13 protein-coding genes are annotated in these 11,573 nt (G+C 41.6%); 12 read left to right on the forward strand and 1 reads right to left on the reverse strand.

The window, feature by feature from the left end:
• The first annotated feature begins 2 nt into the window (after window positions 1-2).
• The 10 genes from D8863_RS02430 (at window position 3) to D8863_RS02475 (ending at window position 9,669) form a co-directional block, all read left to right on the forward strand.
• The gene (locus D8863_RS02430; protein ID WP_125440962.1) at window positions 3-185 is read left to right on the forward strand and encodes a hypothetical protein; all 183 of its coding nucleotides are present in this window, start codon (window positions 3-5) and stop codon (window positions 183-185) included.
• A gap of 68 nt (window positions 186-253) precedes the next feature.
• Window positions 254-760: a YfbM family protein gene (locus tag D8863_RS02435; RefSeq protein ID WP_125440963.1), complete on the forward strand. Its 507-nt coding sequence runs from the start codon at window positions 254-256 to the stop codon at window positions 758-760.
• Window positions 761-938: 178 nt separating this feature from the next.
• Window positions 939-1,493 (forward strand): hypothetical protein, encoded by a 555-nt coding sequence (locus D8863_RS02440; protein ID WP_125440964.1) that lies wholly within the window; start codon window positions 939-941, stop codon window positions 1,491-1,493.
• Between the two features lie 622 nt (window positions 1,494-2,115).
• Window positions 2,116-3,576 carry an aminotransferase class I/II-fold pyridoxal phosphate-dependent enzyme gene (locus D8863_RS02445; RefSeq protein WP_125440965.1) on the forward strand — a complete coding sequence of 487 codons (1,461 nt, stop codon included), beginning with the start codon at window positions 2,116-2,118 and terminating at the stop codon, window positions 3,574-3,576.
• On the forward strand, window positions 3,577-4,437 hold the full coding sequence (gene speE / locus D8863_RS02450; RefSeq protein ID WP_000366716.1) for a polyamine aminopropyltransferase: 861 nt from the start codon (window positions 3,577-3,579) through the stop codon (window positions 4,435-4,437).
• The gene (locus D8863_RS02455; RefSeq protein ID WP_125440966.1) at window positions 4,434-5,693 is read left to right on the forward strand and encodes a saccharopine dehydrogenase family protein; all 1,260 of its coding nucleotides are present in this window, start codon (window positions 4,434-4,436) and stop codon (window positions 5,691-5,693) included. The genes speE and D8863_RS02455 overlap by 4 nt, the downstream gene beginning before the upstream one ends.
• Entirely contained in the window at window positions 5,693-6,820 is a 1,128-nt protein-coding gene (gene nspC / locus D8863_RS02460) for a carboxynorspermidine decarboxylase (protein WP_125440967.1), read from the forward strand. The genes D8863_RS02455 and nspC overlap by 1 nt, the downstream gene beginning before the upstream one ends.
• The gene (gene aguA / locus D8863_RS02465) at window positions 6,817-7,902 is read left to right on the forward strand and encodes an agmatine deiminase (RefSeq protein WP_125440968.1); all 1,086 of its coding nucleotides are present in this window, start codon (window positions 6,817-6,819) and stop codon (window positions 7,900-7,902) included. The genes nspC and aguA overlap by 4 nt, the downstream gene beginning before the upstream one ends.
• Before the next feature lie 9 nt (window positions 7,903-7,911).
• Entirely contained in the window at window positions 7,912-8,787 is an 876-nt protein-coding gene (aguB, locus tag D8863_RS02470; RefSeq protein WP_125440969.1) for an N-carbamoylputrescine amidase, read from the forward strand.
• A 144-nt stretch (window positions 8,788-8,931) separates the two neighbouring features.
• Window positions 8,932-9,669, forward strand: coding sequence for a TraX family protein (locus D8863_RS02475; protein WP_125440970.1), 738 nt, complete (start codon window positions 8,932-8,934; stop codon window positions 9,667-9,669).
• A 44-nt stretch (window positions 9,670-9,713) separates the two neighbouring features.
• On the opposite strand, the gene D8863_RS02480 is transcribed toward D8863_RS02475, so the two are convergent.
• Window positions 9,714-10,523, reverse strand: coding sequence for a Cof-type HAD-IIB family hydrolase (locus D8863_RS02480; RefSeq protein ID WP_125440971.1), 810 nt, complete (start codon window positions 10,521-10,523; stop codon window positions 9,714-9,716).
• A 146-nt stretch (window positions 10,524-10,669) separates the two neighbouring features.
• Between D8863_RS02480 and D8863_RS02485 the strand changes: the two genes are divergently transcribed.
• Window positions 10,670-11,131 (forward strand): MarR family winged helix-turn-helix transcriptional regulator, encoded by a 462-nt coding sequence (locus tag D8863_RS02485; RefSeq protein WP_125440972.1) that lies wholly within the window; start codon window positions 10,670-10,672, stop codon window positions 11,129-11,131.
• On the forward strand, window positions 11,124-11,543 hold the full coding sequence (locus D8863_RS02490) for an EVE domain-containing protein (RefSeq protein WP_125440973.1): 420 nt from the start codon (window positions 11,124-11,126) through the stop codon (window positions 11,541-11,543). Before D8863_RS02485 ends, D8863_RS02490 begins: the two co-directional genes overlap by 8 nt.
• Window positions 11,544-11,573: the final 30 nt, after the last annotated feature.

Below are 11,573 nucleotides of genomic sequence, written 5' to 3' on the forward strand. Positions count from 1 at the left end.
GTATGGAGACAGTAGTAGCACTTTTAGTTGTCATTCTTATCGGATTCTGGGCTGTAAACATTCTCAAGCCTGGTAAGGCAAATAAAAAGGAAAAATTTTTAGGCTATATGCAGCGCTATGATATAGATGGTGAGGGTTATCAGTCAGAAGTCTGGGAAGTGACAGAAGATGAGAAGGAGAAATAAGGAGGAGTGTCCAAAAACAGTAGATTTCTTGCCTTTTTCAAGAAAGGGGACCAATAGGAGGAAACATTATGGGAATGATTGCTAATTATCAATATCTATCTGACAATGAATTAAGCCAAATAAAGCGGTATTCTTGTCAGGAAGAGGATTTGCTTGACTTGGTAGAGGATTATCCTGAGGGAAATGATACGTTGATAGATATTGACAAAATGTGGGATGCCTTACTCTTTGTTATGACAGGTTTTAGTAGTTCAGAATTTATGGATGACGATCCCTTGAGAGAAGCTGTCTTGGGAGTGACTCCTTTAGAAAATGTATCGGAGTATATAGCCTATACTGAACACTCAAAGATAACTGAGATTGTCCAAGCTTTAGAGAATTTTGACATGGATAAGGCTCTAGCTAACTTTAGCATGGAAGCATGCAAGAAGGCAGATTTGTATCCCGATATTTGGGATTATCTTGATGAAGAGGAAGAAATCAAGGATGACATTCGAACCTGCTTTGTAAAAATGAAGGACTTTTATAAGAAAATCTTAACTCTCAAGGGGAATGTCTTAGTGACTATTTGTTAACTACTTTTACAAACTGCTAGTCAGGTGCGTGATGAATGTACATCTAGAAAATCAAACACCTGATGATTTGTCTGGTGGATGAAATATTCCACCGTGTAGTCGGACGGGATAGATAGAAATTGGTTATAGAATTTGTAAGCATAATAAATTTTAAACTTTAAGATGGAGGATTAAAGAGATGGGAAAAATTGAATGGGAAAATGCAAAGACGCGTTTAGATGCCTTGCTTGTCATTGATGAGTATCGAACAGATCCAAATAAGACCTGGCTTCGATTGATCGTTAAGACTGAGGAAAGCTATGGGATCCGTTACCTTATCAACAACGGTTCTGGTGATTCTCTAGATGTGATTTTGACTGATAAAATGATCCTTATAAAGGGCTTTGATCATGAAAGTAGTTTGAGTCAATTTGCTGCGGATGAGTGGAATCAAGACATCATAGACGGATTTTATAAAGGACTGGATGAAAAGTATCAAAACCTTTACTCAGAAGAGCAAAAAGATGAAACAACTTTCTTTATCTGGTATGACGGTCAAGAGCATCAAAATACCTACCAAGAGCAGGATGGTGGCGAATGGTTGTTATCCTATTTCTTTGATAGTTTTGAGAAATTTCATGAGTTTGTGACGGATTACTATTCAATTACCGTAGATGAGGACTTACTTAGAAAACTTTACAATCAAGGACAGCTTTCAGAAGTAGAATTGGAGCAGTTGATTCCCACTTCCTAGCTGAAAATATTTATGAAATCTGATGAAAAGAACTGATTTTCAATATCAAGTTATACTTTAAGATTATTGAAGCAGCTAATGGTTGTAGTTTCTTTTTTCCTATGCAAATGACGATTTAAAACAATTTCTTTTTATAGTTCAACAGAATTTGACGAACAAAAAACAAAATTCTTTAAAAAAGTTTCACAAAATCCTTTACAAGCTCTTATAAACATGGTATAGTTATAAGGCTTAGAAAATGAGATGATGTTTTCTAGCAAATATAAACCCGAGTAAAAAATGCCTACGGACAGGCAGGGTTGAATGCCGAAGCGTGGTTAAAAAGCCACATTATTGATAGGGTTAAAAGCCTACTTTTATAAGTTGATGTTAGGACGTTTGTCCTAATTCATAAATTTTTAGTGTGGTGAAAGCACACGTCATCTTGTGAAACGATCAATAAAGTACGTAATATTTGCTACTAGAGAGTTAGGAAACATCAGGAACAGACATACTCAACAGAAACCAAAATACACACGTCAGAAGATTGCAGAGCAGGTGAAGACCTGCTCTTTTTTCATAAGTCAACCTTTAGTCGCCTTTATCTTTTTGAGGTGCTAAAAATATGGTAAAGGAGTATGTCTTGAAGAAGTTAGATCAAAACCAAGCCCCAATTTATGAGGCCTTGGTCAAGCTACGCAAGAAAAGAATTGTCCCCTTTGATGTGCCAGGTCACAAGCGAGGGCGGGGAAATCCAGAACTGGTCGAACTGTTAGGGGAAAAATGTGTTGGTATTGATGTTAATTCGATGAAACCATTGGATAATCTTGGTCACCCCATTTCGATTATTCGGGATGCGGAGGAATTAGCTGCGGATGCTTTTGGTGCAGCCCATGCCTTTCTCATGATTGGGGGGACAACTTCATCTGTTCAAACTATGATTCTTTCCACCTGCAAGGCTGGAGATAAGATTATTCTGCCGCGAAATGTCCATAAATCTGCTATCAATGCGTTGGTTCTATGTGGTGCCATTCCCATCTATATCGAGATGAGTGTGGATCCTAAAATCGGCATTGCTTTAGGTCTTGAAAATGACCGTGTTGCGCAGGCAATTAAGGAGCATCCAGATGCCAAGGCTATCCTAATTAACAATCCAACCTATTATGGGATTTGTTCAGACCTTAAGGGATTAACAGAGATGGCTCATAAAGCGGGCATGCTGGTTTTAGTGGATGAAGCCCATGGAGCGCATTTGCATTTTACAGACAAATTGCCATTGTCAGCTATGGACGCTGGAGCTGATATGGCGGCGGTCTCTATGCATAAGTCTGGTGGGAGTTTGACCCAAAGCTCCATTTTACTTATCGGGGAGCAGATGAACCCTGAGTATGTTCGTCAGATTATCAACCTGACCCAGTCTACATCTGCCTCTTACCTACTTATGTCTAGTTTGGATATTTCTCGTCGCAACTTAGCCCTTCGTGGAAAAGAGTCGTTTGAGAAAGTCATTGAGCTCTCCGAGTACGCTCGTCGTGAGATCAATGCTATCGGTGGTTACTATGCCTACTCAAAAGAGCTCATAGACGGTGTGTCGGTCTGTGATTTTGACGTGACCAAGCTGTCCGTTTATACTCAGGGTATTGGCTTAACAGGGATAGAGGTTTATGATCTCTTGCGAGATGAATACGACATTCAGATCGAGTTTGGGGATATTGGGAATATCTTGGCTTATATTTCAATCGGTGACCGCATCCAAGACATCGAGCGCTTAGTCGGTGCTTTGGCTGACATCAAGAGGCTCTACTCGAGAGATGGGAAGGACTTGATTGCTGGTGAATATATCCAGCCCGAGTTAGTCCTGTCTCCTCAGGAAGCCTTTTATTCAGAGAGAAGAAGTTTGACCTTGGATGAGTCTGTTGGACAGGTCTGTGGAGAATTTGTCATGTGCTATCCTCCAGGGATTCCAATCCTAGCACCAGGTGAACGCATTACACGAGACATTGTGGATTATATCCTATTTGCCAAAGAACGTGGTTGCTCCCTCCAAGGGACGGAAGATCCAGAAGTCAATCACATCAACGTCATTAAAAGAAAGGAGAACTAGATGGATTTATGGTTTTCTGAAGTTCATACTCCAGATGTGAAATTGTCCTTGAGAACTGCCAAGCAACTCTATGCTGGAAAAAGTGAATGGCAGGATATCGAAGTCTTGGATACACCAGCTTTTGGGAAAATACTGATTTTAAATGGACATGTCTTATTCTCAGATGCGGATGATTTTGTCTACAACGAAATGACCGTCCACGTACCCATGGCTGTCCATCCTAATCCTAAGAAAGTATTGGTTATTGGGGGTGGCGACGGCGGTGTTGCCCAAGTATTAACCCTCTATCCTGAACTGGAGCAAATCGATATTGTAGAACCTGATGAAATGTTGGTAGAGGTTTGTCGTGAGTATTTCCCAGACTTTGCTGCAGGGCTAGATGATCCTCGTGTTACCATTTACTACCAAAATGGTCTACGCTTTTTACGGAACTGCGAGGATGATTACGATATTATCATCAACGATGCGACAGATCCATTTGGACATACGGAAGGGCTCTTTACCAAGGAATTTTACGGTAATAGCTATAGAGCTCTCAAAGAAGACGGCATCATGATTTACCAGCATGGTAGTCCTTTCTTTGACGAAGATGAGTCTGCTTGCCGAAGCATGCACCGCAAGGTCAATCAAGCCTTTCCAATCAGCCGGGTCTATCAGGCGCACATCCCAACCAGTCCAGCTGGCTATTGGTTGTTTGGATTTGCATCGAAAAAATACCACCCTGTTAAAGATTTTGACAAGGAAGGCTGGAAAAAACGCCAGCTTTTCACGGAATACTATACTGCAAACTTACACGTGGGGGCCTTTATGCTGCCCAAGTATGTAGAAGACATTTTAGAAGAAGAGGAAAGAAAAAAATGAGTCGTTTATTAGTTATTGGATGTGGGGGCGTTGCCCAAGTTGCTATTTCAAAGATTTGCCAAGATAACGAAACCTTTACAGAGATTATGATTGCTAGCCGTACCAAGTCAAAATGTGATGACTTGAAGGCTAAACTGGAAGGTAAAACAAGTACAAAGATTGAGACAGCTGCTCTTGATGCTGATAATGTCGAAGAAGTCATTGCCTTGATTGAAAGCTACAAGCCAGAAGCCGTTTTGAACGTAGCTTTACCATACCAAGACTTAACTATTATGGATGCTTGTTTGGCAACAGGTGTCCACTATATTGACACAGCCAACTACGAGGCAGAGGATACAGAAGATCCTGAGTGGCGCGCTATCTATGAAAAACGCTGCAAGGAACTTGGTTTTACAGCTTACTTTGACTACTCATGGCAGTGGGCTTATCAGGAAAAATTTAAAGAAGCAGGCTTGACTGCTCTGCTTGGATCTGGCTTTGACCCAGGTGTAACCAGCGTCTTTTCAGCATATGCCCTCAAACACTATTTTGATGAAATCCACTATATCGACATTCTAGACTGTAATGGTGGTGACCACGGTTATCCATTTGCGACAAACTTTAACCCAGAAATCAATCTCCGCGAGGTTTCTGCGCCAGGTTCTTACTGGGAAGATGGAAAATGGGTCGAAGTCGAAGCCATGTCAATCAAGCGTGAGTATGATTTCCCTCAGGTTGGACAAAAAGACATGTATCTCCTTCACCATGAAGAAATTGAATCATTGGCCAAGAACATTCCCGGTGTCAAACGCATTCGTTTCTTTATGACTTTTGGTCAATCTTATCTAACGCATATGAAATGCTTGGAAAACGTTGGTCTCCTTCGTACAGATGCTATTAACTTTAATGGACAAGACATTGTGCCGATTCAATTCTTGAAAGCCTTGCTTCCTGATCCAGCCAGCCTTGGCCCGCGCACTGTTGGTAAAACCAATATCGGCTGTATCTTTACAGGTGTCAAAGACGGTGTTGAAAAGACCATCTACATCTACAATGTTTGCGACCATCAGGAATGTTACGCAGAAGTTGGTTCACAAGCTATTTCTTACACAACAGGCGTTCCAGCTATGATTGGGACAAAATTAGTGATGGATGGCACTTGGAAACAACCTGGAGTTTACAACCTTGAAGAGTTGGATCCAGATCCATTCATGGAAGCTTTGAATGAGTATGGATTACCTTGGGTTGTGGTTGAAAATCCGCAAATGGTGGACTAATGAAGTTAGAACAAGTACCCACACCAGCCTATGTCATTGACTTAGCCAAATTAGAAGCCAACTGCCGTATTTTACAGCAAGTTCAGGAAGAAGCCAGTTGCAAGGTTTTACTGGCCCAGAAGGCTTATTCTCTCTACAAAACCTACCCCATGATTAGCCAGTATCTATCTGGTACAACGGCTAGTGGACTCTATGAAGCTAAGTTAGCTAGAGAAGAGTTTCCGGGGGAAGTCCATGTATTTGCACCTGCTTTCAAGGATGCAGACTTGGAGGAATTGCTGGAGATAACGGACCATATCGTCTTCAACTCGGAGAGACAGTTGCGTAAACATGGTGCTCGTTGTCGAGAGGCTGGTATCAGTGTCGGTTTGCGCCTCAACCCTCAATGTTCTACCCAAGGTGATCACGCGCTCTACGATCCTTGTGCACCTGGATCCCGTTTTGGAGTGACTTCAGACAAGATACCGAGTGATTTGCTGGACTTAGTGGATGGGCTTCATTTTCATACCCTTTGTGAGCAGGGGGCAGATGATTTAGAGACAACTTTGAAAGCAGTAGAAGCTCAGTTTGGACCCTATTTGCATCAAGTTAAATGGCTCAATATGGGTGGCGGACACCACATAACGAGAGAAGACTACGATATTAATTTGCTGATTTCTGAAATTAAGCGTATCAGAGATACTTACAATCTTGAAGTCTATATCGAGCCGGGTGAAGCCATTGCGCTTAATGCAGGTTATCTAGCAACTGAAGTATTGGATATTGTAGAAAACGGTATGGATATCTTGGTTTTAGATGCGTCCGCGACCTGCCATATGCCTGATGTACTTGAGATGCCCTATCGTCCACCTTTGAGAAATGGCTTTGAACCGCAGGAAAAAGCCCATACCTATAGACTTTCTTCCAATACCTGTCTGACGGGTGATGTGATTGGTGATTATAGTTTTGAAAATCCAGTCCAAATCGGTGATAGACTTTACTTTGAAGACATGGCAATCTACTCCTTTGTCAAAAATAATACCTTTAACGGTATTGGCTTGCCAAGTCTCTATCTTATGGACGAGCAGGGTGACTGCAGCTTAGTCAAAGCCTTTGGCTATCAAGATTTTAAAGGGAGATTATCATGATGGACAGTCCAAAGAAATTAGGCTATCGTATGCCAGCAGAGTATGAACCTCATCATGGTACCCTCATGATCTGGCCGACTCGACCAGGTTCATGGCCCTTCCAAGGTAAGGCTGCAAAAAAAGCATTTAGCCAAATCATCAATACCATAGCCGAAGGGGAAACCGTTTATCTCTTGGTGGAGCAGGACTATCAATCTGAAGCCCAATCCTATCTCGGAGACAAGGTCGTTTATCTAGATATTCCTACCAATGATGCCTGGGCCCGTGATACGGGTCCGACCATTCTCGTCAATGAAAAAAGAGAAAAGTTGGCAGTCGATTGGTCTTTTAATGCATGGGGTGGCGCTGTGGATGGTCTTTATCAAGATTATGAAGAGGATGACCAAGTAGCCAGTCGCCTTGCTGAGGCCTTGGAAATTCCTGTTTACGATGCCAAACCTTTTGTACTGGAAGGAGGAGCGATACACAGCGATGGTCAAGGAACCATTCTTGTGACTGAAAGTTGCTTACTCAGTCCTGGACGCAATCCCCACCTGTCTAAAGAGCAAATTGAAAACACCTTATTAGAGAGCCTTGGCGCTGAAAAAGTTGTCTGGCTTCCTTATGGTATTTATCAGGACGAAACCAATGAACACGTTGACAATGTTGCAGCCTTTGTCGGTCCTGCAGAGCTTGTCTTGGCTTGGACAGATGATCAAAATGATCCCCAATATGCCATGTCAGTAGCTGACCTTGAGCTTTTAGAAAAAGAAACAGATGCAAAAGGTCGTCACTTCACCATTCATAAATTGCCAATCCCAGCTATTCGTCAGGTTGTCACTAAAGAAGATTTGCCAGGCTATACCTATGAAGAAGGGGAAGAGGAGCGTTATGCAGGTGAACGTCTTGCAGCTTCCTATGTCAATTTCTATATTGCCAACAAGTCTGTCTTGGTTCCCCAGTTTGAGGATGTCAATGACCAAGTGGCCCTAGATATCCTCAGCAAGTGTTTCCCAGACCGTAAGGTCGTAGGAATTCCAGCCAGAGATATTCTCTTAGGTGGTGGCAATATTCACTGTATCACCCAACAAATCCCAGAATAGGAGAAAAAGATGAGAAATGTTAAAGTTGCAGCGATCCAGATGCAATGCGCCAAGGATGTGGCGACAAATATCCAAACAGCGGAACGTCTAGTACGTCAGGCTGCAGAACAAGGCGCACAAATCATTCTCTTACCCGAGTTGTTTGAACGTCCCTATTTCTGTCAGGAACGCCAATATGACTACTACCAGTATGCCCAGTCAGTGACAGAAAATACCGCCATCCAGCATTTTAAAGTGATTGCTAAGGAACTAGAAGTTGTTCTACCCATTAGTTTCTACGAAAAAGATGGCAATGTCTTGTATAACTCTATTGCCGTCGTTGATGCAGATGGTGAAGTGCTGGGTGTTTATCGGAAGACCCACATACCAGATGATCATTATTATCAAGAAAAATTTTATTTTACGCCTGGCAACACTGGTTTCAAGGTCTGGGATACTCGCTACGCTAAGATTGGGATCGGTATCTGTTGGGATCAATGGTTCCCTGAAACAGCGCGCTGTCTTGCATTGAATGGTGCTGAATTGCTCTTTTATCCAACCGCTATCGGTTCAGAGCCGATTTTGGATACGGATAGTTGTGGTCACTGGCAACGTACCATGCAAGGGCACGCAGCAGCTAATATTGTCCCAGTCATTGCAGCCAATCGTTACGGTTTGGAGGAAGTCACTCCTAGTGAGGAAAATGGTGGACAAAGTTCCAGTCTTGACTTCTACGGTTCGTCCTTTATGACGGATGAAATAGGAGCTATTCTAGAGAAAGCTGAAAGGCAAGGAGAAGCTGTTCTGTTAGCAACTTATGACCTTGATAAGGGAGCAAGTGAACGCCTCAACTGGGGACTGTTTCGAGATAGAAGACCAGAAATGTACCAACGGATTACCGACTAGAAGATAAATTTTATAATAAATTTTTGATATTCACGCCTGTCTTACAAAAATGTAAGATAGGCTTTTTAAATGTAAGATGAGTGTACGATTATACGTGGAAATGTATGCTATACTCTATGTAAATCAAAAAGAAAGAGGTTTATTATGAAAAAATGGAATGCGACGCAGTTGAAGTATCTGATGGCGGCAGTAATGGTTCTAGACCATATCCCACATATTACCGGGATCGTTTCTCCTCTGTGGGAAGGTATCTTTCACGCCTTGACCCGTTGTGTGGGAGTTTGGTTTGCCTATATGGCTATGGAAGGATTTATCCATACTCGAAGTTTGAAAAACTACCTCATCCGTCTCTGGTCTTGGGCGCTTATCATGTTTGCCGGAAATAGCCTACTCAATGCCCTATTTGCATCCAAAGGAGTAATGGTCAATAATAATATTTTCTTTACTTTGGCCATCGGTGTCACCATGCTTTGGATTGGTTTTCCCAGAAAAGAGTTGGATAAAAAGGAGAAGTTGTGGCGTCGGATTGGGGTTGCAGGTCTCTTGATTTTCGGTTGTCTTTTTACCGAGGGTGGTATCACCATGCTACCATTTCTCTTGATTAGTTACTCTTGTCGAAGACGCAAGGGATTGCGAAATCTCCTATATGCCTTTCTGTGGGCCTTCTTGTTAGTGACTTCCATCCAAATTTACGACACTTGGCACCAAACACTGGAAATGATGCTTTACAATTCTGACTGGCTCTTTATCACCGTATTTCCTTTTATGGCACTTTATAATGGACAGCGAGGAAAAGAAACCAGTTGGAGTAAATATTTCTTTTATATTTTCTACCCAGCGCATTTATGGATTATTACCCTGATTGCTTATTTGGTTAAATAGCAAAAAAGCAAATAGACAGAAATTACTGCTATTTGCTTTTCTTTTTATAAAATATACTTCTCAATGGCGCGTGCAACGCCTTCTTCTTCATTGCTGACTGTAACGTCATTAGCAAGGGATTTGACATGGTCGCTGGCATTTCCCATAGCAATGCCAAGTCCTGCAAACTGAAGCATTTCGATATCGTTATTGGCATCGCCCATGGCCATAATGTCTGAGGGCTCGATCTTCAAAATCGCTGCTAGTCGAGAAAGAGCAGTAGCCTTGGTAGTTCCAAGTGGCATCGCTTCATAAATGACTGGCTGCGAACGAACGCCGCTAAATCGTTGGCAGAGTTCTGTCGCAAACCGCTGCTCAAAATCGTCTGTTTGTTCTTTTGTTCCTAAAAACATACCTTGGAACATCCTATACTTGCCACTAGTCGCGTCCTCAAGGGAGATTTCAGTCAGGTCTGAAAAGACGAGCTTGGCATCATTTTGAACAATTTGATTAGGCTTGCCACCGAGGACAAAATAATGTTCCTCATTAAAAAGGGTCAACTGGACGTCGCTTTTTTCTGCTAAGTCATAGAGGTATTCAACGTCAGCTGGACTGAGTTCTTGCCAGTCAACTAGATTCCAGTCACTGGTCTGGTGAGTTGAACAACCGTTATTGACGATGACATACTCATTCTGGAGGTCCAGTCCTAGTTTTTTATAGTAGGGAAGGACACCGAAAAGCGGGCGACCTGTACAGAGAACCAGTTTGACACCTTTTTCAATGGCTTGGTGAATGGCAGTGATGTGGGCTTGCGGGATTTCTTTGGCTTCATTAAGGAGGGTTCCGTCCATATCCAAGGCTAGTAGTTTAATCATAAGACTTCCTTTTCTAGGTGTTTTGCTTTTATTATAGCATATAGACTATAAAATGTCTGATAGAATTGTAACATTCGACTTTCCTTTTCTTGAAAAACAAAGTAAATTCTTATATAATATGTATACTTAATATTCAAGGAGAAATAATGACAAAGTATCAATTTAATTCAATTTACAAAAATGATGAAACAGAGTCTACAGGTCTTCTTTTCATCAAAGTCTACAACAAGTGGGAAAGCAACTTAAAAAGAGTTTTGAAATCAGTTGGCCTCACTTTGCCCCAATTTATCGTTTTAACCTCTCTCTTGTTTCTGTCTAATAGAGAGGAATATGTGACGCAAGTTGATATTGCTCGGTTCTCTGGTATGGATGTCATGACGGTTTCCCAGATTGTTAGGCTACTGGAGAACAAGGACTACATTAAACGCAATCAACATCCAAAGGATAGTCGGGCAAAACTTGTCTCAGTGACGAAGTCTGGCGCAGAGAAGGTCAATCAAGCTTTACCTTTAGTAGAAGGTGTTGATGAAGAATTTTTTGAAAAACTATCTAACGATAGAGAAGTTTTTAATCGCATGTTGGTAGAGTTGGAGGATAAAAATGCCTAGATATTGGGTTGGAGTTGTTTCAAAGAACCATGTTTTAAGAGGAGTTGAAGGAAATTTTTGTCAGGTCTGTCATGGAAAGGGCGGCCCCTTAAACCGTATGAAAAAAGGTGACTATCTTTTATACTATAGTCCGAAATACGATATGAACAGTCAAGATAAATTACAGGCTTTTGTAGCCGTAGGTAAAATTATAGATGACAAAGCCTATCAAGTAGAGCAATTTGAAGGATTCTTTCCCTTTAGACGAAATGTCGAGTATTATCAGCCAGTCAAAGATTGTTCCATAGAAGTAGCCAGACAACATCCTGAATGGAAAGACTATACTTCTCGCCTCCGCTATGGACATTTTGAAGTTTCCAAAGACTTTTTCCTCTATATCTTTCAGCATATGAAAGTGGATGATGAAGCATGATTGATTTGCTAATTAAATGATTATCAACTA

Source organism: Streptococcus oralis (genome assembly GCF_003943825.1).
Classification (GTDB): domain Bacteria; phylum Bacillota; class Bacilli; order Lactobacillales; family Streptococcaceae; genus Streptococcus; species Streptococcus oralis_CD.